A 24119-nucleotide genomic window follows, 5' to 3' on the forward strand; every position below is an offset into this window, starting at 1 on the left:
CATCTAAAATTTTATAACCAATTAAGTTAATACTTTTAATTTCAAATATATTTGATTTAATAATTTTCTGGTTGTTTATTGTAACTAATAAAAAGAATAGAAAAATATAAAAGAAAATTTTTTTATCTGTTGATTGAAGCATCATTTAACATCCATTCAAGTAAATCAAAAAAACTTATACCACTATATGCTGCTATTTCAGGCACTAAAGACAATTTTGTCATTCCAGGTTGAGTATTAATTTCTAGAAGATAAAATTTATTATTGTAAAATTTAAAATCAGATCTTGTTACTCCCTTACAACCAATTAAGTTATGTGCTTTAAGAGAAATATTCAAAACCATATCTAATTTTTTTTTGGGTAGTTGAACTGGAATTATATGTTTTGTTTTTGCACTTTTTTTATATTTCGCAGTGTAATCATAAAACTTTCTTTTTGGTTTTAATTCTATTGCACCTAATTTTTTTTTACCTAATATTGCAACTTGAATTTCTCTTCCTCCAATAAATTCTTCTATAATTATTTTTTTATATGGCTTTAATAATTCAACTTTTTTTAAGAAATTTTTTTTTGTACAAATAAATACATTAACACTTGAACCTTCATTTATAGGTTTAACCACAACCGGAAATTTAAGAATTTTCTCTACACTTTTAGTTAATTCTTTTAGATTTTTATCAAATGTAAAATTAATATATTTTGGTGTTAAGATTTTATTTTTTAAAAAAATTCTTTTTGAAATATCTTTATCCATAGCAATAGCTGAAGCTATGACACCAGAATGAGTGTATGGAATTTTATAGTTCTCGATTATAGTTTGTATATAACCATCCTCACCAAATTGACCGTGTAAGGCATTAAAAATTTTGTGTGGTTTAAATTTCTTTATATTTTTTTCTAAATTATTATCAGGCTCACAAATTTTAACTGAATATTTTTTTTTTAATTCTTTTGCTACCTGGCTACCAGTATCTAAACTGATAGATCTCTCTTTTGAAATTCCCCCTGAAAGTATTAAAATTCTTTTTTTCAATTTACTTTAAAATTTTTATTTCTTTTTCTATCTTGATACCTGTTTTATCAAAAACCTTTTTTGTTACATAATTAATTAAATTATTCATATCCTCAAAAGTTGCATTCCCTTTATTTACAAAAAAATTACAGTGTTTTTCTGAGATATAAGCATCACCAAAATTTTTATCTAGTGAAACGGACTGCTTAATTAATTCCCATACTTTCTTATTAGATTTTCCAACAGGGTTTTTAAAAGTGCTGCCACTCGTTTTAATTCTTGAAGGTTGGGCATTTTCCTTTTTTTTCTTCATTTCTTCCATTTTTGCCCTAATAATTTTTTTATCATCTTTAAAACCTTTAAATGTAGCGCTTAAAAATATGAGATCATCGGATAAATCATTTCCTCTGTATTCAAAATTAATTTTTTCTGAAGGTATTGTCATTACATCACCTGATTTCGTTATAACTTGTATTGATAATAACACATCTTTAAATTCTTTTTCAAAACATCCGGCATTCATTCTAATTCCTCCACCAACACTTCCAGGTATACAATATAAAAATTCTAAACCGCCTATTGAGTTTTCCATTGCAAATTCCGACAAGGTTTTATCAAGTACAGCTCCACCTGCTATGATGATATTTTCTGAATGAAGTGAAATATTATTAAAGTTTTTTCCTAGTTTAATTACTATACCATCAAAAAAATTATCTGTGATTAAAGTATTTGAACCTGCTCCTAAAATAAAAATTTTTTCGTTATTATCTATTATTTTTAAAAATTCTACTAAATCTTTAAGACTATTTGCTTTGTAAAAAATTTTAGACTTTCCTCCAATATTGAACCAAGTTTTTTTTTTCAATTCATGATCAAATTTAATATCTATATTTAGCTCTTCTAAAAGATTTTTGTAATTGTCAACTTTCATTATATTAATTTTGGCAACTCTCGCATCCAGCTTGAAATTGATCCAGCTCCCATGCCTATTACAATTTTTTTACCATAAAAATTCTGTTTAATGAATTTTGCTAATTGAAACTGATTCTCAACCATAAAGAGTTGAACTTTAGAATTTTTAATAATTTCTTTTGCAAAATTTAAATACTGAAATCCTAAATTTATTTTTTCACCCGCCGTAAATATTGGACATAAAATAACTTCATCTGCATCTTTAAATGCATAAGAAAACTCTTTTCGCAAATCTTTAAGTCTTGAAATTCTGTGAGGTTGGAAAATACATACTTTCTTATAATCTTCATATACTTCCTTAACTCCATTTAATACTTCTTGAATCTCTGTTGGATGATGAGCATAATCATCAAAAAAATCAATTCCATTGTATGTAAAAATTTTATTAAATCTTCTTTGAACACCTGCAAAATTCTTTAAACCTGATTTAATTTTTTCAACTGGAATCCCTACTGTTAGCGCCACTGCTGCTGCTGCAACAGAATTTAATACATTATGTCTTCCAAGTAATGGGATTTTTATTTTTTTAATTTGAGTAATTTTTTTATTTGGTAATTTAATGTTCAGGCTAAATTCGGTAAAATTTTTATTCGTTTTTAAATTAAATACATTAAAATTTGATTTTTTATCAAATCCGTAAGTAAAATAGTTTTTATTATTCAATTTTTTTAACAATTGTTTATTCATCTTATCATCTAGACAAATGAAAGATTTTCCTATCGATGGAACTTTATTCACAAAATTTATAAAATGATTTTTTAAATCCTCTAATGACTCATAATAATCCATATGCTCTCTATCAATATTGGTAATTATTGAATAGGTTGGTGATATACTTACAAAACTCCCATCCGACTCATCTGCTTCTAATATAGACCAATCGCTTTTTCCAAGCTTGGCTGAATTTTGTAAAGAATTAATCACTCCCCCATTAATTATTGTAGGATCTATTTTTGAATTTTGAAAAATAGATGTAATCAAAGAAGTCGTAGTAGTTTTGCCGTGAGAACCTACGACGACTATATTTTTGTTAAGAGATACTATATGCGCCAACATCTCTCCTCTTTTATAAAAAGGTAAATTATTTCTTTTTGCTGCTTTTAGTTCGGGGTTATTAACCTTAATTGCTGAAGAGATAACTATTATTGAGGAATTTTTGATATTTTCTTCATTATGTCCAATAAAAACTTTTATTCTATTTTTTTTGAGTCTTTCAATATTTTTGTTATTTGAAATATCGCTACCTTGAACATTGAACCCTTTTCGCTTCATAATCAAAGCTAAACCACTCATACCAATTCCACCAATGCCTATAAAATGAATTTTTTCTGTTTTAGCGAGTTTAATTGTCATTAAAAAATTGTATCAAATTATTATTAAGATTTTTCCAAGAATTTTGCTCATTAAGTTTTTTTAAGTTATCTATCTTTTTATTATATTCATCTTTATTCTCAATTATCTTTAAGCACAACTCTTCAATTTTATTTTGATCTAATTCTTCTTGATCAAGTATCCAACAACAATCTAGTTTTTCATAATATTTAGCATTTTCTTTTTGATGATCATCAGCTGAATTTTTAAGAGGAATTGTAATAAAAGGTATATTTAAAAGGGCTATCTCAGCAAGAGCAGAGGCGCCTGATCTAGTAATACACAAATCAGAATTTTTAACTAAATCAAAAAAATCAGGTCTATAACTAAAGACCTCATTCTCTATATCATTTCTTTCATAAAATTTTTTTAAATTTTGTAGATTTTTTTGATTTGTTTGATGATTTACTTTTATTTTTGTTTTTTGACTAACTTTGAACAAACCCTCATTTATAAAATTATCAAAAATTGCTGCTCCTTGACTACCTCCAAAAATTGTTATTTCAAAATATTTTTTGTTAATCAAGACTTTTGCATCATAAAATTTTTTTCTAATAAGAGGTTTAATTATTAATTTTTTATAATCAGATCTTTCTGGGAAATTAATTATATTATTATGATAACAAAGAATATTTTTTGCATAATTTAGATAAAACTTATTAGCTTTTCCTAACACTAAATTTGGTTCACAAAGGTCAATTCTTTTACTCAAAAATTTAGCTGCTAACCAAATCGGTAATGACATATAACCACCAATAGAAATAATTCTATCAATTTTTTTTTGTTTTATAATTGAGATTGATTTTATTGTTAAAATAAAAATTAAAATAAGATTAATAGGTAATAAATAAAATTTATGAAGCCTAGGAGTGTCAATTAAGATATAGCTTTGTTCTTCATTTAGAAATTTTAGACCTCTTTTATCTGTAGAAATTATTACTTCAAATTTATCTTTTAAGTGCTCACTCAAACTAATTGCAGGTAAAACATGTCCACCCGAACCTCCTGTAGATATCAATATTTTTTTTTTCACCTATTAACTCTTCTTTTTGTAAGATTCAAAATAATTCCAGATAAAAATGAGATACTAATTATTGATGAACCCCCATAACTTAAATATGGTAACGTCATTCCAGTGGTTGGGAACAATCTTATATTTACTCCAATATGAATTAAAGCCTGTATTAAAATTATAGATATACATCCAGTTAAAATTAATTTTACTTTATCATCTTTTTCAAAACTTATTTTCTTAATCACACAATAAATATAAAATAAAAATAAAATTATAATTAATATTATAGACATTACCCCATACTCTTCTGAAATAACTGAAACAATATAATCTGTATGAGCCTCAGGTACTCTATTTTTAAGTGTTCCTTCTCCTAAACCTTTACCGAAGAATCCACCACTACTAATAGACTCAATAGCTTTATCAGATTGAAAATTATGTGTTCCAGTTTCAGAATTAAAAAAGGAAAAAATTCTTTTTTGAATATATGCAAATTTTGGAACAAACATTACGACATATAATAATGATGAAAAAGACAATAAAATAAAAATAGAGAAAATGTAAATATTAACACCTGAAGCAAAAATTAGTATTGACCAACTAGATAATATTAACAAAGTTTGTCCAATATCAGGTTGGATCATTAACAAAGCTGCAATAAAGATAGCAATAAATAATGATACAAGATATTTGTAATTTATATTTAAATTAAAATTATTACTTAAAATCATTGAAATTATTACAATATAAAATGGTTTAATTAACTCGACTGGCTGAAATCTAGGTACTAAAATAAAGTCTAACCATCTTTTTGAACCTTTCACTTCAACACCAATCAAAGGAACTAAAATCAAAAAAAATATAGATAAAAAAAACATCAATATTGAAAATTTATATAATTTCTTAATTTCGATTGAAGAGATAAAAAAAATAATTGTTAATCCTAAAAAAATAAAAATTGAGTGTTTAAAAAAGAAAGAAAAATCATTAGTATTTAATTTATTAGAAGCAACAAGAGATGTTGAGACTAAAGAAAAAAAGAGACCTACAATGAATAACAAGATAATTATTGAAAAGATAGTTTTATCAATATTTTTCCACCAACTATAATAATATTTTTTATTTAAAATTGAATTTTCCATTTACTTTGTTTTTTATTAATTTGTTGAAATATTCCCCTCTTTCTTCAAAATTTTTAAATTCATCAAATGAAGCAGCTGCAGGGCTAAATAATATAATGTGTTTGTCATCTTTAAATTTCTTTAAATCTGAAAACAGTGTATTTAATAAAACTTTTAAATTGAAAAATGTTTTTGTTTTTAATTTTTTATTTAATTCTTTTTGAAAAACTTTTGAATAATTACCATATATATAAGCCCTTGTTTCTTTGATATACTTTTTACTCAAAGAAAAGCGATCATTCTTTTTAGGTATTCCACCGATAATCCAATAAACTTTTTTAAAATTTTTTAGTAATGACTCGGATGATGCATAACTCGTTGATTTAGAGTCGTTAATTATCTTCAAATTTTTATTTGAAAAAATAATTTGTTGTCTATATTTTAAGCCTTTAAACTCATTAAGAGTAGTAATTGATTTTTTTAAATTAAGCTTTAGTTTTTTAATAATCTCAATAATCATTAAGAGATTTTCGTAATTTCCATCTGATTTAAAATATTCATTTTTAATTTTTAGCGAGATATCATTTATTGTTTTTGTTTTAATTTTTATAATTTCTGATTTATATTTATTTGATATCATTTGACGCCTTATGTTTTTATCGTCAAAATTCAAAAAAGAAAAAGTTCCTTTTGATTGGTTTTTAATCAGGTTAAATTTTGCTTTGATATAATTTTTAAATGTGCCGTGTCGCTCAATATGATCAGGTGTTATATTTAAAATCACACCATGTTTTGTTTTGAAAAATTTACTGTATTCCAATTGATATGAGGACGCTTCAATTACAAATATTGAGGATTTTTTTATTTTTTTTTCAGAAAGTATCGGATTTCCTATATTTCCTACTAATCGTGCATCTTTTTTTTGATCTTTAAGTATTTCAAATAATACCTTTGCAGATGTTGATTTCCCATTAGTGCCGGTTATTGTGATTGTTGGATTTTTATAAAAAGCATAAAAAATATCTAAATCAGTTATTACTTTTGAAATATTTTTTTTTATAAAAAAATTTAATTTACACTTTCTAATGTCTATACCGGGGCTTATAACTATATAATCAAATTCTTGATTATTAAGCTCGTTTATTTTAATGAATTTTTTTTTAGGAATTTTTTTATCATCAAAAATATATAATTTATTCTTTTTCCTCTTTAAGAATTTAAGTGCTGAAATCCCACTTTTTCCAAGGCCATAAATTAAAATTTTTTTTTTAAAAAAAAAACTTTTATTAATGATCATCTTAACTTCAATGTTGCTAAACCAATCATTGCAAGAATTATAGAAATAATCCAAAACCTAATAACAACTGTAGATTCATGCCATCCTTTTTTTTCAAAATGATGGTGAATTGGAGCCATTTTGAAAACTCTTTTTCCAGTTAATTTATAAGATATTACTTGAACCATAACTGAAACAGCCTCAAGAACAAACAAACCTCCAGTAATCGCTAAAACTATCTCATGTTTTGTTATTATTCCAACTGCCCCTAAAGATCCACCTAAAGATAATGAGCCAGTATCACCCATAAAAATTTTTGCTGGAGGTGCATTAAACCATAAAAAGCCTAAGCAAGATCCTATTATAGCTCCACAAAAAATTGATACCTCTCCTGTACCTTCAATATAAGTTAATTGTAAATATTCTGAGAAAACAATATTTCCCGTTATATAACTTATAAATGCGAAACAGGCTGCTACTAAAATGACTGGAACTGTGGCTAAGCCATCTAAACCATCTGTTAGATTTACTGCATTAGAAGATCCTACAATCACGAAGATAGCAAAAGGAATAAAAAACCAACTTAAATTTATTACTAAATTTTTAAAAAATGGAAAATATAGATTTGTAAGATCATTATTATCTGAAAATTTTGATAAAAATAAAATGCCAATTATTGCTAAAATTATTTGAATCAATATTTTTAATTTTGAAGATATGCCTGAAGAATTTTCAAATTTTATTTTTTTATAATCATCATAAGCACCAAGTGCTCCAAAAGAAATTACAACGTATAGAGCAAACAACACATAAATATTAGTCAAATCTGCCCACATCAAAACAGACAAGATTAAACCTGTCAAAATTATCAATCCACCCATTGTTGGAGTTCCAATTTTTTTAATTATATGATCTGAGGGGCCATCATCTCTTATAGGATCGGTGTATCTTCTTGTAGAAAAAAATCTAATAAAGGGGTTTCCAATAAATAAAACTATAACTAATGATGTAAATACAGATAATCCTGTTCGAAACGTTAAATATTTAAATACATTTAAGAAAGAAAAAATATCAACAAAATTTAAAATAAAATTATAAAGCATGTGTGTGTTTTCTTTTTAATTTACTTATATAATTAAATAAACCCGTTGAATTGGAACCTTTTACCATCAAATAGTCTCCATTTTGTAAATCATTTAAAATTAAATCTGTGAGATCCGAATCATTTTTTAAGATTTTTCCTTTATTGCTTTTATTTATTTTTTTGTAAGTTTCTAAAATATGTTTACCGATAACATTGACTTTATTTATTGAAATTTTATTAATCTGTTTTGTAGCCTCTTTGTGAAGTTTTTTTGAAAATTTTCCTAATTCAAGCATATCGCCAAGAATTATATGTTTTCTTTTTTTATTAATATTAATTTTATCAAAATTTGCTAAAGATGAATTTAGAGATAAAGGATTTGAATTATAACTTTCATCAATTAAATTTATAATTTTGTTTTTAATCTTGATTTTTTTATAATCCCCTCTTCCTTCAGTATTTTTAATATTTTTGAACATATTTTGATTTAATTTTGATACATCAAAATATACACTCATAACCGCTATAGCACATAATATGTTGCTAATTAGATTTTTAAAATTATTTGAAACATAAAATTTATTTTCTTTTTCATTAACTTTGACAACTAATTGATATTTATTATTCTTTTTTATTAATTTTTTTAGATAAATATTTGCAGATTTTTTATTTGTTGAAAATGTAACAATTCTTAGATTATTTTTTTGGGCTAGGTCATTATGATATTTAAAGAATTTATCGTCATGATTAAGTATTATTGAGCCATCTTTTTTTACGTTTGAAATTATTTCACCTTTTGCTGCCGCAATACCGAAAATGTTTTTGAAATTTTTAATATGAGCATAGCTTATATTTGTAATTACAGCTACATTTGGTTTGATTATTTTAGATAAAAAATCAATCTCTCCCTTTTTATCCATACCTACTTCAAGAACACCATATTTATCATTCTGATCAATATTAAATAAACTTAAGGGCACTCCAAATTTATTATTGAATGAATTTCTTGAAAAACTTGTCTTATCAATTTTACTCAAAGTAAAACCTAACAAATCTTTCAGGGAAGTTTTTCCACTGCTACCAGTGATAGCTACAATGTTCGTATCAATATTATCTCTAAAAATAGAAGCACTTTTTGATAAAAAATTTAATGTTTCTTTTACTTTTATTTGTTTTGTTTTTTTTGGTTTTTTTTGGATCTTATTAACAATTGCCATTGAAGCTTTACTTTTAAAAACTTCATTAAGATAATTATGTGCATCATTTTTTTTTCCTTTTAAAGTAAAGAAAATATCATCTTTTTTTACCTCTTTAGAATTAATTACAGCTTTATTTATTTTTAATTTATTTAATTTTAGTTTTGTGTTTGATTGTTCTGAAATAATATTAATTTTTATATTTTGAGATAAATTTTTATTTTTTTTATTTATTGAACTCAAAATTATTTTTCTATCAGAAAAAAATTTTTCATTATTTTTATAAGTTTGTGTTTCTTCGTGACCTTTACCTGCAACCAATAAAATTTCGCCAGTTTTTAAATCATTTATTGCTTGGTCAATTGCTTTTTTCCTTTCTTTAATCTCAAAAAAATTTTTTTTCTTAATACCTTTTTTGATATTTTTCCTTATTAAATTAGGATTTTCATTTCTAGGATTGTCATCTGTTAAATAAATCTTATCACAATATTGATCTGCAATTCTTCCCATTAATGGTCTTTTAAACTTATCTCTGTTCCCTCCACAACCAAATACAATTGAAATCATTTTGTTAGGAAATTGATCTTTTATGTTAACTAGAACTGTTTTTAGGGCATCAGGTGTGTGTGCATAATCTAATATCACTTTGGATTTATTATGAATTTTCCCAATATTTTCTAGTCGTCCATTAATTGATTTTATTTTTGGTATACATCTAATTATTTTATCCAATGGCAATTTGCTATTTTCTGCAACAATAATAGCCATTAATAAGTTCTTAATTTGAATTTTTCCTATCAAATTTATTTTTAATTTATATTTTTTATTTTTAATTTTTAATTCAACAATTTGATGATCTCCATCATAGTAAGAGTTATCTATCTTTATTTTAGCTTTTTTATCATTATCAGAAATTGTGTTTAAACTTAGTAAATTTTTTTTACAAATTTTTTTTATTATTTTGTTTTGAGGTATAGATTGATCTATTACAACTTTACTATTCTTATTTAATAAATTTTGAAATAAGTATAATTTTGCTTTTAAGTAGTTCTTCATTGTTTTGTGATAATCTAAATGATCGTGAGATAAATTAGTAAAGATACCAGATTCAAATTTTAATCCATCTAATCTATTTTGAAACAAACCGTGGCTAGAGGCTTCCAATATTACATTATCGATTTTTTGTTTTTTTAAGTTTTTTAAGATTTGACTGAGACTTAAAGGATCAATTGTAGTGTTAGGAAGCTTAAGTAAGGAATTATTTGTTTTTACTCCTAACGTTCCTATAGAAGCTACATTTATATTATTTAATTTAAGTATTTGAAAATAAAAATCTGCAACAGAAGATTTGCCATTTGTACCCGTCACTGCAATTAAATTTTTTGGTATTAATTTATTTATTGTAAAAGAAAATTCAGCTAACTTTTTTCTTACATTTTTTGAATATAAAAATAAAATACCATTTTTAATGCCATTGAACTTTTTTTCATGAATAATAATTTTTGCACCTTTTTTTATTGCATCACTAATATACGAATGACCATCATGAATATTTCCTTTAATAGCAAAAAAAATATAATTTTTTCTTACTTTAGAACTATCAAATGCAATATTTGAAAAAGTATAGTGCGAATACTCCTTTTTTAAATTTTGGAAATGATTTTTAAGAAGCATGTTCAATTAATTTCTAAATACTTTGTGGCTAAAATCGGCCCAATCTTATCCATAATTTGACCAGTTACTTCTACAGTTGTCCAGCCAGCAGTATTTCTTGGACTACCTAATAATTTGAAATTTGATCCATCTCTATAATGATAAATATAACTATCACTTCGAGAACTTTCATCCAGCATAACTGCCATTACAAATTTTGGTTTTGATGTAGGAAAAACTGAAACAAATGTATTAACCTTTTTGTTAGAATAAACACCATCTATACTTTTGTTAGCAGTCCCGGTTTTTCCACCAATTTCATAACCTTCTACATTAGCTAGAGAAGCTGTGCCTTCTTTTGTAGTAACTATTTTTCTTAAAATAGGTAAAATTTTTTCTGAGACCTTTTTATCTAAAATTTTTCTTCTTTTTATTTTTTTTTCCTTCTTTACTAGTGTTGGAACAATTTCAAACCCACCATTAGTAATTATTGAATAAGCCTTTGCTAATTGAAGTAATGTGGTAGTTATTCCATGACCATAAGATGCTGTTGCAAGTGGACACTTTCCCCAATTGAACTTTATTGGTTTTCCAGTTTCTTCAATATCAAAATTTATTTCTTCTAAAACTCCAATTTTATATAAAAAAGATTTGAATTTTTCCTGACCTACTTCCTGACCAATTCTAACAGAACCAACATTTCCAGATCTTATCAATATCTCCTCAGCACTTAGATCTTTTGGAATTTTATTGTCATACTCCCTTATAGCAAAGCCATAACAAGTTAAAGATTTAGGTAAATCTGAATATTCCGTCTCTGGCTCTATTAAACCTTCATCAAAAGCTGCAGCTAGTGTAAATGTCTTAAATACTGAACCAAATTCATACACGCCTTTACTGACTCTATTTATGTAATTCTTATCTGTAATCTTATCTCTCTTATTTAAGTCAAAATCTGGAAGGGACGTAAAAGCTATTATTTCACCAGAATGAATGTTCATCAAAACTGCAGCACTACCTTTAGTATTGAAAATTTCATTGTATTTAATGAGTTCTTTTCTAATTAAAAATTGAATATCCGAGTCTACCGTTAACTCTAAAGGTTCAGATCTTTGCTTTAAAATCTCATCAAATGATTTTTCTAATCCTGATATTCCATAATTATCATCATCAATTTGTCCAATTATATGACTGAAAAGATTTTTGTGGGGATAAAGTCTTGTTAAACTTTCATGTGGCTTAATTGATTTATCCCCAAGTTTCATTATTTTTTCATAATTTTCCTCTGAAATTTTTTTTTCAAACCAAAAAAATTTATTTTTTTTAATTTTAGTCTCAATTTCTTGAAAATTTTTCTCCGGAAATATATACCTTAAATTAAGTAGTAATTTTTTTTTATCAATTATCTCAACAGGATTAATACCAATATCAATTGATTTAACAGTTTTGACTAGATAGTTATTTTCTGTATCAACTATGTCAGCTCTATAAGGTGAGTTGCTATTTATTTTTAAATCGTCTTCTTTTTTTATTTTTGACTCTCTTGATCCTAGATGAATTAAATGTATTGAAAAAACTGTTGAAATTAAAACTAAAATAAAAAAAATGAAAGCAATTCGATTAAAATCGATTTTAAGATCAGATTTTTTATAAGAAAAATTATATTCTGTATCTTCAATTTCAAATCTAATTCTATTTTTGTTCATCTTGATTTTTTAAAATTTTTTTTATTTCAATTTCTCTTTTAATGTTTTTAATAATCTCAAATTCATTAAGATTTTTTTGAACAAGTTCTTCCTCAAAATATCTTGATTGATGCTTTAATAATTGTTCTGCAGAACTAAGGTAATTATATTCTAATAATAAATCACTAACTTCTTTTTTTAAAATTCTAATATTTTCTTGTTTTGTAAATATTTTATCTTCTAAATTTTTTGAGGAATTTTTTATTAAAGTAGTAAAAACAACTAAGCATAATATTAAAAAAACTAACAAAGTTTTATTCATAGACTTTCACCAATTTTTTCAACATCTAAAAGATTTTGAAATTTATCTAAAATATCTGTTTTGATATCATAAATTTCAACTGACTTTTTTACATATCTAAGTTTTGCTGATCTAGATGGTGGATTTTCATTTATTTCTTTTTCAGATGGCAAAATTGGTTTTTTTTCTTTTAATTCAAAAATTATATTTTGATCTTCATTTTCAGGTAAATATCTTGATACTCTTTTATTTTCAGAAAGACTTTTAAAAAAATATTTAACGATTTTATCTTCTAAAGAATGAAATGTAACCACAGCTAGAACTCCATCTTTTTTTAAAACTTTAGTTGCATTAATTAATCCATAAATTAACTCGCTAATTTCTTTATTTACAAAAATTCTTAACGCCTGAAAAACTTTTGTTGAGTTATTAATTTTAAAATTTTTTTTTCTTTTTGTTTTTTCAATTATTTTAACAAGTTTAGGAGTGTCTATAATTTCTTTCTTTCTTTCCTTTATAATGTTTCTTGCAATAAATTTACCTTCAATTTCTTCACCAAATAATTTAAAGATTTTTGTTAATTCTTCTTCACCAAGTTTATTAATTACATCTTTAGCTGAAAAACTATTTAATCCCATTTTCATATTTAGATCACCTGTAGATGAAAATGAAAGCCCTTTAGATTTATCTTTTATTTGTAAATAGGAATAGCCTAGATCAAATACTATTCCCTGAATATTTTCATTTTTAAGTTTTAAGTTTGATATCTGACTAAATTTAAGATTTTTATAAAAAAATCGATCCTCAAAATTTTCCAAAATTATATCAGCATTTTTTTTGGTATCTCCGTCTCTATCTAAAGCAATTACTCTTGTATCAGGAAAATCTAATATCTTTTTTGAGTAACCACCTTGACCAAAAGTGCAATCAATAAATGTGCCACCATGTTGAGGGGTAATAACGCTAATTATTTCATTAAGCAGTACAGGATAATGTTTTACTTCATCCTTTACTATGGTGGCTTCCATTTATTTTTTTGAAGACCATTAATTTTTTTGTCTTCTTAAAAATGCAGGTATCTCTAAATCATCCTCTTCTTGTTCATCTTCCAACAATAAAGGTTCAGATTGTTCGCTTCCACTTGGAGTATTAAATAAATCTGGTTCATCCATATCTACACCAAATTCCTCTAATCCATTTGATGAATTCTCAGTCTGAGTTCCTTCCAAATGTTGGTCATTATTTAATGCCTCATGAGCAAATGATGTTTCTTGTTCATTTAATGAAGAACTTTCATCAATAATTTGCTCTACTTCAGTATTAGAAGAGGTGTTCATTTCTTGTGAGGCTGCTCCCTCCATCATATTTTTTTGCTCTTCTATTACCTCGTTATCAATCTTAAGTGCATTGGCGCCATGCGTAACAGGATTTGAAGATTGATTTGAAAAAGTGAATGATGCTGTCCCCAAATTAGAAAAATCTGAATAGCCGGGGTTTCTATTTTGTATTCTATGCACCATATTAATTACTGATTTTGCTTCAGGCTGTTGGCCATCTAAAGATGTTGCAACAATTGAAACTCTCATTTTCCCATCTAAATCAGAATCTGTAATTGCTCCAATAATTAATTCTGCTTCTGGATCAACTTCAGCTCTTACTTTATTTACCGCTTCATCTACTTCAAAAAGTTTTAAATCTTTGCCACCAGTAATATTTACTAATAATCCTTTGGCACCTTTTAATGTATAGTCATCAATTAAAGGATTGCTGATTGCCATCTCTGCAGCTTTTAAGGCTCTACCTTCGCCTTCAGCTTCACCAGTTCCCATCATTGCTTTACCCATAGATGCCATCACAGTTTCAACATCAGCAAAATCAAGATTGATTAAACCAGGTCTTACCATAAGATCTGTTATACTTTGAACACCATGCATTAAAACATTATTTGAAAGATTAAAAGATTCTTCAAACGTAGTTTGTTCATTGGCAATTTTAAATAAATTTTGATTTGGAATAACTATAATTGTATCGACATGTTTTCTAAGTTCCTCTAAACCTTGTTGAGCTCTTCTCATTCTTGAGGGGCCTTCATAAAGGAAAGGAAGAGTAACAACACCCACAGTAAGAATATTTAATTCTTTTGCAGCTCTAGCAATAACGTGTGCAGCACCAGTTCCTGTTCCACCACCCATACCGGCAGCAATAAAAACCATGTTTGCACCTTGGAGAGTATTTACAATTTCATTTAATGACTCGTCAGCAGCAGCTTGACCAATATCTAATTTTGCACCAGCTCCCAAACCTTTTGTAAGATTAAGACCTAATTGTATTTTAGTCTTAGCTTTACTCATCTTTAGATCTTGAGCATCTGTATTAACAGCAATAAATTCAACTCCTTGAAGATTGTTATCAATCATTTCATTTATTGCATTACCTCCAGCACCTCCAACTCCTAATACAAGTAGTCTAGGCTGAAGCTCTTTTATTTCTGGTGTTTTAAAGTTTATAGTCATCGTTATTTCCCCTATTATTTATTTAATTGCTGCTCCCATTTAAGACTTGCACGATTTAGATTTGATTTTTTCCTAGCATTAGTCTTAAATTTTTCAAAAGTTGTTGGTTCCCAAATTTGAAATGTTTTTCCTTGACCAACAAACACCATGCTTTTTTTTATTTTTGCATGTTTTAATAATTTTTCTGTTAACGATATTCTTCCTTCGCTATCAAATTGTAAGTTAATACTTTCAGCTAAAACAGAAGTTGCAAAATAATCTCTTTTTTCATCGAATGGATTCAAATTATCTATACTATTTGAAATTTTTTCAATTCTATCTTGAGGCCATGCTTCTATAGATTGATTATTAAATGATGGAAAACAAATTACACTATTATAACCAAGATTAGATATATATGCTCTAAAACTTGCTGGCACTGATACCCTTCCTTTTTTGTCTATATTGTTTTCGTAACTCGATAAAAACATAATGCATAAATTTTTAAAATTCCCGTTTTTGGGAATTTATGGGATATTATGGGATATAATATATAGAGTCAATACCTTACAAATCTCTTAATATTTGATTCTTTAATAAAGAAAAAGTGAATCAAAACGTGAACATTTTAAATGAAGAAATTTTAAAGAAATTTGCCAGATAAACTATAAGCCGGGTTCTGTCGTTTAAATTTATCATTTGTCTAGGCTTTAAATCACTTTAAAGCTCAAGCAACTAACCCTGATGACTAGCTAAGGACAGCTTTTAGTTTTTAAACAATGTCATCTCTACTTAGTCTTGCTCCCAGTGGGGTTTTCCAGCGTTCCTTGTTACCAAGAGAACCGGTGCGCTCTTACCGCACCTTTTCACCCTTGCCATGATATGGCGGTTTATTTTCTGTGGCACTATCCCTGGGGTTACCCCCGCCAGGCATTACCTGGCACTGTATCCTTTCGGAGCCCGGACTTTCCTCTCCAACAAAAAGTTAAAGCGATAAATCATTTATCTGGCGTAGATTAAGATAGTACTTTTTGAAATATTTTCAACTTAAGATTATTTTGTTTTTAAGACATTTTCAGATATCAAATAACACTCTTGGTCAATTTTACCATTAATAAGCTGACTTCTATATCTCCTTTGAAAAGCAATAGTTAGAATTTCGTTAGATTTCTTTTCACTAAGATTAGATATTTTACAATATCCGATTTTATATAAGTTTTTAATAAATATTTGCTCTAATTTTTTATTAACTCTATTTTTTCTTAGTCTTTTTAATTTACTTAAGTCTAGATTATGCCAGTTGATAATATTGTTTTTTGCAAAAAAGGGCCAAGAAAACTTTTCTCCTGGATCTTTTTTTCTATCAGGCGCTATATCTGAATGACCTAAAATATTTTTTTTATTAATATTAAATTTTTTTTTTAAATCTTTGATTAAAGATAATAGAGATTTAATTTGTTTTTGATTGAAAGATTTATAACCATGATCATGACCTGGATTGCTTATTTCAATTCCAATTGAATGTTTATTAAGAGATATAAATTTCTTCCATTTAGATTTTCCAGCATGCCATGCGATATAACTTTCTGGTACCATTCTTATTAGATTTCCATTATTTTTTATAAAATAGTGGCAACTAACTTTAGATTTGACATCCAACAGTCTTGAAATTGCATCTGATTCCTTTTTCATTCCTGTGTAATGAATAATTATAAATTTTATTGAACTTTTGGTCCTTTTTTTAAAGTCAAAATTTGGTGAATAGTTATTTTCTATGAATAATGCCATATTTTTGGCTTTTTTTTCTAATTTTGTTAATTTACATATATAATTAATATATTATACAGATCGAAAATGATTAAAAAAATTATTTATTCTTCAGTTGTAGCTGTAAGTATTACTTTAAGTGTCGTTGCTGGTGCAAATGAAAAAATTCTTAAAAAAAATGACCCTGCGAAAATAAAAGATTGTCATGAAGGATTTAATAGAGCAATTTTTGCTGTAAATAAGGGTCTAGATAACGTTATCTTTGAACCTGTAGCAAGAGTTTATAGAGTATTACCTAGCCCCGTAAGATCTGGTGTGAGCAATTCACTAGATAATCTCTCCAACTTAGTAACCATACCAAATAATGTTTTACAAGGTGAGTTTAGGAAAGCTGGATCTAATACAGGAAGATTTATAATTAATACAACACTAGGAATTTTAGGTTTTATAGATGTTGCAGAAAAAATAGGCTTTGAAGAATATGAAAAGGAAGATTACGGTCAATCAATGGCTGTTCAAGGAATTGGTCCAGGATGTTATTTAGTTCTGCCAGTGCTTGGTCCTTCAACTGTTAGGGATACTGCAGGTTCTTTTGTAAATATTTTAGGTGGTGATGCTTGGTATAACGTTACTGTAAGAAACAATACTCAGCACTTTGAAGACAGTGATTATATTGTGTCAAGATTAACTGCTGGAATTGATTTCAGAGCGAAAAATATAGAGTCATTTGATAATCTTGAAAAAAATGCTGTAGATTTTTATGCATCTGTTAAAAGCCTTTACTTACAAGATAGGCAACAGAAAATTTTAAATTCTAATGGAATCATTGAAACTATGGATGATTCTGATTGGGATGAAATTGAAAATTAATTTTAACTTCAAAAAGTTATATCAACTTAATGAAAAAAAATAAAATTTTTAAACTTCTCTTTACAATTTTTTTAGTATCATTTACTTTTAATACATCTGCAATTGAGCCAGACGTATTTGTTCAATCAACAGTTAATAGAGCTGCAGAAACATTGGGTGGAAATCTATCTAAAGAAGAGAGGATAGAAGAACTTAAAAAAATTGCTGCAGACACAGTGGACATTAAAGGTATTGGTTTTTACTCTTTAGGTAAGCATAGAAAAGGTTTATCTAAAGAAAAATTAAATGAATATTCTGAAGTATTTAAAGAATATTTCATGACAAGCTTTTCAAGTAGATTAGCTGAATATTCAAATCCTATAATTGAGGTTAACTCTAAAGAAAAAATTAATGAGAACTATACAATTGTATCAAGTACTTTAGTTGCAACTGCAAAAAGACCTGAAATTAAAATTGAGTGGAGAATATATACAAAAAATCCAGAAACACCTCTTATTAGAGATCTGATAATTGAAGGCCTAAGCCTTGCAAGAACACAAAAAGAAGAATTCAATTCCATCATACAAGGTGCTGATGGGGATATTGAGGCTCTTTTGAATAATTTAAAAAATTTTTCAAATAAGTAAATTTTTTTAATTTAAAGTGATTAGAATTAATTCACGACACGCATTTATAGCATCAGGCATATATTCACTTATTTATGTTTTTTTTTCTATATATAAAGGTGTTCTTTTAATCTTAGTTCAGTCTGCAATGGAAGATACTTTTGTAGGTGGTGACACGTCAGATATTTCTATAACTCTTTGGTTCTTAATAGGTAGTGTAATGAGTTTTTCATCTTTTATGTTTTTTTATTTTTTAAAAGTTAATGATTTAAAAAGTCAAAAGATTATATTAACTGGAATATCAATTTCATGGCTGTTAATAAGTATTATTCAATTATTTTTATTTAAAGACTATTTCTATTATGCAATTTTCACACTTATTCCAATAATTATAAATTATTTATCAATCAAAAATCTTAAAATTGAAATAATCAAACAATTAAATGATAAAGGCTTGACTAAAAAGGAAATACATTTACTTCAATTACTTGCAGGAATTAAAAAGAAATAAATGCTTTTTGGTGGGCCCGCCAGGACTCGAACCTGGGACCAATACATTATGAGTGTACTGCTCTAACCAACTGAGCTACAGGCCCTTGAAATTAATTAGGTATTACAACAATTTTAATATTCATACAAGTTAACTTTACAAGCGATAGATTGCATTTTGATAATAAAAATCAGGTTGCTCACTGGTACGATATCTTTAAAGAAACTGAAGACACCATTAGTTATGCAGAGCACATAGATCCTAATAAAGGCTATGCAATAGCAGGTATGGAATATGAGGAATATGTGGATGTGAAAAAAGATAGGTTGAAAGGACTGACTTATGATCAAATCCTCACATATTTAAAAAGTGCTAAAAAAAAGGACAGGCTTAAAAAATATAAAACTTTTTTAAAATTTAGAAATATTCCTTTTGAAGCTGATCTTTTTACCTGGCATAATAACGATTTATAATAATAATTATAACATATGAAATTAGAATCATTTTTGACTCTACATGGAACTAAAATGGGTTTTCTCGAAAAATCATTCTTAATAAATATTTTTTATAAAGATTATGGTGAAAGAGGTTTAGACCTTATAAATCCAGAAGTAAATATTCCAAGAAATGATGGGTCCGACAGAAAATGGCGAATTGATTTTGTGATACAAACAAAAAAAAATAAATTTGCCATTGAAACTGATGGATTTAATTATCACGCACCAGGTAAAGTTTCTAAAACGAGATTTAACGAATTAACTGAAAAAGGTAATGAATTAACTAGACAAGGATATGTCAGAATCAATCTCACTAGAGACCAAATTGAAATTGAACCTAATGAAGCCATATTTCAACTAAGAAGAGCAATAAATTTTGATAATGAATTAGCTTCATTATTTTTAAAATGGAGCAAAGATAAAAAACCCCAACCTCACGAAGTACAAATAAAAGTACTAGAAGCACTTAAGGAGACAAGAAAAAAACATAAGAGAGGACTTGTGGCTTTAGCTACGGGACTTGGTAAAACTTATCTAGCTATTTTTGATACTCTTAAATTTAAAGCAAAAAAGATTCTTTTTATCGTACATCAAGATCATATTCTTAAACAGGCAAAAAATTCATTTGAAAAAATGATTCCAGAAAGAATAAAAGAAATGGGTTTTTATACCGGAAAAGAAAAATTTAATTCAAAAAAAAATTCTAATCAAATAAATATTATTTTCTCAACTATTCAAACTTTAACAAAAGACAAAAATTTAAAAATATTTAAGAAAGATGAGTTTGACTACATAATTGTTGACGAATCTCATCATACAGCAGCTCCAAGCTACGTTAAAATAATGAGTTATTTTACTCCAAAATTTTTTTTAGGTTTAACTGCAACACCTGATCGAATGGATAAAAAAGATATATTAGAATTTTACGAAAATAATCTTGTTTTTCAGATGGATCAAGAAGAGGCAATTAAACAAGGTTATTTATCTAAATTAATTTATAAAGGTATGATCGACAATGTTGATTATACAAACATTACTTATAACGGATTTAAATATGATGTTAATGATCTAAATAAAAACTTAATTATTGAGAAAAGAGATAAAGCAATAATTAATAAATATGAAGAATTAGCAAACAATAGACGATCTATTGCATTTTGTGCATCTATTGAACATGCTAATCACTGCGAAAAGATTTTTAGAAAAAAAGGCTATAAAACACTTTCAATTCACTCAGAAGCATCAAAAAAAAATACTGATAATCAAACTTTGATAGAAAAATTTGATAAAGGAAATTATCAAATTGCATTTGTGGTTGATATGTTGAATGAGGGTATAGATATTCCAGATATTGAATGCATATTAATGCTTAGACCAACTGAGTCGCAAACAATTCTAAAACAACAGATGGGAAGAGGCCTGAGGTTATCTCCAAGTACTGAAAAAAAAGATTTATTAGTTTTAGATTTTATAGGTAATTATAAATCTTCCCCTCAAATATTAGACTCTCTCGGAATAAACACTGGAGATTTAATTTATGATAAAGAAAAGGATATTTATTATTATGATAACGATGGGCGTATTGTAATATTTGATGAAGAAGTTGTTGACATATTTAAATATTTTAAAAGTACTTCTACAAGAACTATTAACGAGAATCTTATTTCCAATGATTGGAGAAATTATGGAACTTTTATTAAAGACTCATCTGCAAAAGGAAAAAATTTATATTGGAGTGTTGGCAAAAAAAATAATCATTTAGAAGTTCATTTATTTATTCTTGAAAAAATATATTCAAAATACTCTAATTTTAAAACTAAATCTGAAATGGATGAATATATTAAAAAAATAACCAAAAAAAATTATCCCTCAAAAACCATGGAAGGAAATAGAGCTTTATTTTTAAGTAAATTACTAGGCTTTATTAATGAAGAAAATAAATTCACAAATCAGGGGAAAAAGCTAATTCTTAATTACAAAAATAGAAATAAAGAAAAAATTAAAAATATATTATCTCAACAGCATGAAAAGTTTTTTTTTTGGAATGATTTATTTAGTTTAACTGATAGACATAGTGGGAAAAGGAATGTTGATGAATTATTTAAGATTTTTCCTATTTTTTTTATTTATCAGGTAATTTTAAAATTAAGAGAATTTGGTTACAAAAAAAATGAGTTAACTAAGTTTGAAATAGATAACTTTCTGATTTTTTGTCAAAATCATTCTGATTTAGATCAAGTAGTAGGAAATATAATAAAGTACAGATCTTATGGTGAAATTTATGAACTAGAGAAATTTTTAAAAGCAAACAACAGGATGGACTCTCGTTTCTTCTCAATATTAAAAAATATTAAATATTTTAATTTTAATAAAAAAAAAATAGCAATTTCGGAAAATTATATTGATGAGATTTCAAATAAAATTAAAAAATTTAATCAAAGATATGCAAATAATAAAGTAATTTTTTTTGATAAAACAAACCCAAAAAAGTATAAAAAATTTTTAGGAGAGGATATTGATCTCACAAATTGAATAAACTTCAAAGATTTTTCTTAATTAAATTCGCAATGCTATACGAGACAAGAGGTGGAACTGCATTTCCAACCTGGATCATTTGGCTATTTTTTTTTCCATAAAAAATAAAATTATCTGGGAATGATTGAACTCTTGCAGCTTCTCTAACAGTAAGACATCTATCTTGATAGGGTAATGTAAATTGGCCTGAAGATGGTGTATCAAATCTTGTAGTTATAGTTCTAGCAAATGTGTTCGGAATAATTCTACTCCACGTACCACTGTATATTGAACCTGTAAGATGTTCTTTTGGTAAATCAGTTCTCACACCACCAATTTTCATAAATTTCATTCTCTTTAAAGCTAATGCGGTATGATTTGTTGAGATGTGGTTCCATATACCTTTAGAATTTTTTCTTATTTTCTGCTGATAGGAATTGAGAGGTTTTTTTATATAATTTAAAAATTCTTTACCCTCACCTGATTTTAGTTCAGGCAAATCACTAACAGAGTCTTGAAAACTAGTTTTGGTATTATTGCTTTCATCCATTTCAAAATTTATATTTTTTTTTCTAGCCAATATAAATGCTCTCTTTCTGATTTGTGGAACTCCAAATTTATTTGCATGCAAAATTTTCGCATTTATTTTGTAATTTAAATCTTCAAATATTTTTTCTATCTCTTTTAAAAAGTAACCTTCGTAAGCTGTAATCAAGTTAGGTACATTTTCAATTAAAACGTAACTAGGATTGACAATCTTAACAACTTCTAAAAAATTTTTAAAAAGAAAATTTCTCTTGTCTTGAAACCAGTGTCTTTTTCCTTTTTGTGAAAGACCTTGACATGGCGGTCCTCCACAAACTACAGAAACTTTATTGTAGAATCTCGAAAACTCTTTTTTTAAATCTAATTTTTCAATATCTTGAGTTAAACATTCAGTATTTGGAAAATTTTTTTTATATGAAAATGCTATATTTTCATCTATTTCGTTAGCAAATATTACATTAAATCCATTTTGCTCAAAGCCAAGTGATAGGCCACCTACTCCAGAAAAAAGATCAATTACATTCATTCAAATAAATTTAATTGTGCACTTATTTTTTTTAATCTTTTTTTTGAAATATTAAAATATTTTTTTTTTATTTCTCCACCAATAAATTTTCTATTATTGCTTAATGCAGCTACACCCGTAGAGCCACTTCCCATAAAAGGATCAATAACTAATCCATTTTTGTTAGATAAAGTTTTGATAAAAAAAGATAAAATTTCTAAAGGTTTTTGTGTGGGATGAGTGCCTTCTTTTTTTTCAGATTTTTTGATATTTGAAGTCTCCAAAAAATCGTGTAAAATTTTATTATTATTATTAAAAATTCCAGTTTTAGATTTTGAAGTAAAATGTAACCAAGCTTCAGTCGAATTAACAAAATGTAAATTCATATTTCTTGGCATTGGATTTGTCTTATGCCATATTCCAGTTGTTTTATAATATAGGTTAGCTTTGTTAGCCAATTCTATGACTGTTTCAACTTTGATTAAAGACATAAAAATTATCAGATTTCCTTTTTTTTTTAAAACTTTATTTGCTGATAAAAAAAATTTAAGCATATAATCTTTCCACTCAAAAAAATCTAAGTCATCCCAACCTGATCCAGCAAAATGATTAGAACGCATAGCATTAATATTAGTATCTCTATTTTTCATGAATAACCCAAGATTATATGGTGGGTCGGTAAGAATTAAATCAGCTTTTTCTTTTCCTATTGCTGACATAGTTTTCAAACAATCTTGATTATATACTTTTGATTCTTTCACAAGATACTGATAACAATTAAAAATTAAATTAGCTACTAACTATGTTTAAAATTTACGAAATTATTAAAATACTTAATTCATAAGATTAAATTTGTTGGTAAATAGTTGGTAAAAAAATTTCAATCCAAAGTAGCTTAAATTAATATTGATATTAAAAGCTAATTTGAATTAAAAAATTGAAAAAGAAATTATGAGTGTACTGCTCTAACCAACTGAGCTACAGGCCCAAAAAATTATAACTTATTTACTTTAATTTTATTTATCATTCAAGTTAGTTAATTCTTATTAATGTTCAAAAATTAATTATGGTGGGCCGTGTTGGTTACGCTCCAACTACCCCTGCAATGTCAATGCAGTACTCTACTATTGAGCTAACGGCCCAAAA

General features: G+C 26.4%; 21 protein-coding genes, 2 tRNA genes and 1 other RNA gene. 5 read left to right on the forward strand and 19 right to left on the reverse strand.

Annotation, left to right across the window (positions count from 1 at the left end; translation table 11 throughout):
- Positions 1-122: 122 nt before the first annotated feature.
- The 15 genes from ACTT9D_RS01970 to ACTT9D_RS02040 form a co-directional block, all read right to left on the reverse strand.
- Positions 123-1034 (reverse strand): D-alanine--D-alanine ligase, encoded by a 912-nt coding sequence (locus ACTT9D_RS01970; protein ID WP_440930202.1) that lies wholly within the window; start codon positions 1032-1034, stop codon positions 123-125.
- A gap of 1 nt (position 1035) precedes the next feature.
- Positions 1036-1944: a UDP-N-acetylmuramate dehydrogenase gene (gene murB / locus ACTT9D_RS01975; protein WP_440930203.1), complete on the reverse strand. Its 909-nt coding sequence runs from the start codon at positions 1942-1944 to the stop codon at positions 1036-1038.
- Complete coding sequence (gene murC / locus ACTT9D_RS01980; RefSeq protein WP_440930204.1) at positions 1944-3338, reverse strand: UDP-N-acetylmuramate--L-alanine ligase; 1395 nt, start codon at positions 3336-3338, stop codon at positions 1944-1946. Before murC ends, murB begins: the two co-directional genes overlap by 1 nt.
- Positions 3328-4389 (reverse strand): UDP-N-acetylglucosamine--N-acetylmuramyl-(pentapeptide) pyrophosphoryl-undecaprenol N-acetylglucosamine transferase, encoded by a 1062-nt coding sequence (locus tag ACTT9D_RS01985; RefSeq protein WP_440930205.1) that lies wholly within the window; start codon positions 4387-4389, stop codon positions 3328-3330. The genes murC and ACTT9D_RS01985 overlap by 11 nt, the downstream gene beginning before the upstream one ends.
- Entirely contained in the window at positions 4386-5513 is a 1128-nt protein-coding gene (locus tag ACTT9D_RS01990; RefSeq protein WP_440930206.1) for an FtsW/RodA/SpoVE family cell cycle protein, read from the reverse strand. Before ACTT9D_RS01990 ends, ACTT9D_RS01985 begins: the two co-directional genes overlap by 4 nt.
- Positions 5491-6789, reverse strand: coding sequence for a UDP-N-acetylmuramoyl-L-alanine--D-glutamate ligase (murD, locus tag ACTT9D_RS01995; protein ID WP_440930207.1), 1299 nt, complete (start codon positions 6787-6789; stop codon positions 5491-5493). Before murD ends, ACTT9D_RS01990 begins: the two co-directional genes overlap by 23 nt.
- Entirely contained in the window at positions 6786-7871 is a 1086-nt protein-coding gene (gene mraY / locus ACTT9D_RS02000) for a phospho-N-acetylmuramoyl-pentapeptide-transferase (RefSeq protein ID WP_440930208.1), read from the reverse strand. Before mraY ends, murD begins: the two co-directional genes overlap by 4 nt.
- Positions 7861-10722, reverse strand: coding sequence for a UDP-N-acetylmuramoyl-L-alanyl-D-glutamate--2,6-diaminopimelate ligase (locus ACTT9D_RS02005; RefSeq protein WP_440930209.1), 2862 nt, complete (start codon positions 10720-10722; stop codon positions 7861-7863). Before ACTT9D_RS02005 ends, mraY begins: the two co-directional genes overlap by 11 nt.
- Positions 10723-10724: 2 nt before the next feature.
- Positions 10725-12407: a peptidoglycan D,D-transpeptidase FtsI family protein gene (locus ACTT9D_RS02010; protein ID WP_440930210.1), complete on the reverse strand. Its 1683-nt coding sequence runs from the start codon at positions 12405-12407 to the stop codon at positions 10725-10727.
- Positions 12394-12708 carry a cell division protein FtsL gene (locus ACTT9D_RS02015; protein WP_440930211.1) on the reverse strand — a complete coding sequence of 105 codons (315 nt, stop codon included), beginning with the start codon at positions 12706-12708 and terminating at the stop codon, positions 12394-12396. The genes ACTT9D_RS02010 and ACTT9D_RS02015 overlap by 14 nt, the downstream gene beginning before the upstream one ends.
- Complete coding sequence (rsmH, locus tag ACTT9D_RS02020; RefSeq protein ID WP_440930212.1) at positions 12705-13715, reverse strand: 16S rRNA (cytosine(1402)-N(4))-methyltransferase RsmH; 1011 nt, start codon at positions 13713-13715, stop codon at positions 12705-12707. Before rsmH ends, ACTT9D_RS02015 begins: the two co-directional genes overlap by 4 nt.
- An 18-nt stretch (positions 13716-13733) precedes the next feature.
- A complete protein-coding gene (gene ftsZ / locus ACTT9D_RS02025; protein WP_440930213.1) occupies positions 13734-15200 on the reverse strand; it encodes a cell division protein FtsZ in 1467 nt (488 codons plus the stop codon).
- Between the two features lie 14 nt (positions 15201-15214).
- Positions 15215-15670: a division/cell wall cluster transcriptional repressor MraZ gene (mraZ, locus tag ACTT9D_RS02030; RefSeq protein ID WP_440930214.1), complete on the reverse strand. Its 456-nt coding sequence runs from the start codon at positions 15668-15670 to the stop codon at positions 15215-15217.
- A 161-nt stretch (positions 15671-15831) separates the two neighbouring features.
- Positions 15832-16189: RNase P RNA component class A (rnpB, locus tag ACTT9D_RS02035), an RNA gene on the reverse strand.
- A 43-nt stretch (positions 16190-16232) separates the two neighbouring features.
- Positions 16233-16967, reverse strand: coding sequence for an N-acetylmuramoyl-L-alanine amidase (locus ACTT9D_RS02040; RefSeq protein ID WP_440930215.1), 735 nt, complete (start codon positions 16965-16967; stop codon positions 16233-16235).
- A gap of 66 nt (positions 16968-17033) precedes the next feature.
- On the opposite strand from ACTT9D_RS02040, the gene ACTT9D_RS02045 reads away from it, so the two are divergent.
- From ACTT9D_RS02045 to ACTT9D_RS02055, 3 genes are read left to right on the forward strand one after another with little or no spacing between them, the layout of a single operon-like run.
- Positions 17034-17816 carry an MlaA family lipoprotein gene (locus ACTT9D_RS02045; RefSeq protein ID WP_440930216.1) on the forward strand — a complete coding sequence of 261 codons (783 nt, stop codon included), beginning with the start codon at positions 17034-17036 and terminating at the stop codon, positions 17814-17816.
- A gap of 29 nt (positions 17817-17845) precedes the next feature.
- The gene (locus ACTT9D_RS02050) at positions 17846-18442 is read left to right on the forward strand and encodes an MlaC/ttg2D family ABC transporter substrate-binding protein (RefSeq protein ID WP_440930217.1); all 597 of its coding nucleotides are present in this window, start codon (positions 17846-17848) and stop codon (positions 18440-18442) included.
- Positions 18443-18458: 16 nt separating this feature from the next.
- Positions 18459-18932 carry a hypothetical protein gene (locus tag ACTT9D_RS02055; RefSeq protein WP_440930218.1) on the forward strand — a complete coding sequence of 158 codons (474 nt, stop codon included), beginning with the start codon at positions 18459-18461 and terminating at the stop codon, positions 18930-18932.
- 8 nt (positions 18933-18940) lie between these two features.
- Here ACTT9D_RS02055 and ACTT9D_RS02060 read toward each other — a convergent pair.
- Positions 18941-19017 (reverse strand) — tRNA-Ile (locus ACTT9D_RS02060).
- A 64-nt stretch (positions 19018-19081) separates the two neighbouring features.
- Between ACTT9D_RS02060 and ACTT9D_RS02065 the strand changes: the two genes are divergently transcribed.
- A complete protein-coding gene (locus ACTT9D_RS02065; RefSeq protein WP_440930219.1) occupies positions 19082-19384 on the forward strand; it encodes a hypothetical protein in 303 nt (100 codons plus the stop codon).
- 15 nt (positions 19385-19399) lie between these two features.
- Entirely contained in the window at positions 19400-21940 is a 2541-nt protein-coding gene (locus ACTT9D_RS02070) for a DEAD/DEAH box helicase family protein (RefSeq protein WP_440930220.1), read from the forward strand.
- Between the two features lie 7 nt (positions 21941-21947).
- Here the strand turns inward: ACTT9D_RS02070 and ACTT9D_RS02075 are convergent, their stop codons facing one another.
- The 3 genes from ACTT9D_RS02075 to ACTT9D_RS02085 form a co-directional block, all read right to left on the reverse strand.
- Positions 21948-22994 carry a DNA cytosine methyltransferase gene (locus tag ACTT9D_RS02075; RefSeq protein WP_440930221.1) on the reverse strand — a complete coding sequence of 349 codons (1047 nt, stop codon included), beginning with the start codon at positions 22992-22994 and terminating at the stop codon, positions 21948-21950.
- Positions 22991-23734, reverse strand: coding sequence for a DNA-methyltransferase (locus ACTT9D_RS02080; protein WP_440930222.1), 744 nt, complete (start codon positions 23732-23734; stop codon positions 22991-22993). Before ACTT9D_RS02080 ends, ACTT9D_RS02075 begins: the two co-directional genes overlap by 4 nt.
- A gap of 306 nt (positions 23735-24040) precedes the next feature.
- A tRNA-Val gene (locus ACTT9D_RS02085) sits at positions 24041-24115 on the reverse strand.
- Positions 24116-24119: the final 4 nt, after the last annotated feature.

Origin of the sequence: Candidatus Pelagibacter sp., from assembly GCF_052049815.1 — a bacterium.
Classification (GTDB): Bacteria; Pseudomonadota; Alphaproteobacteria; order Pelagibacterales; family Pelagibacteraceae; genus Pelagibacter.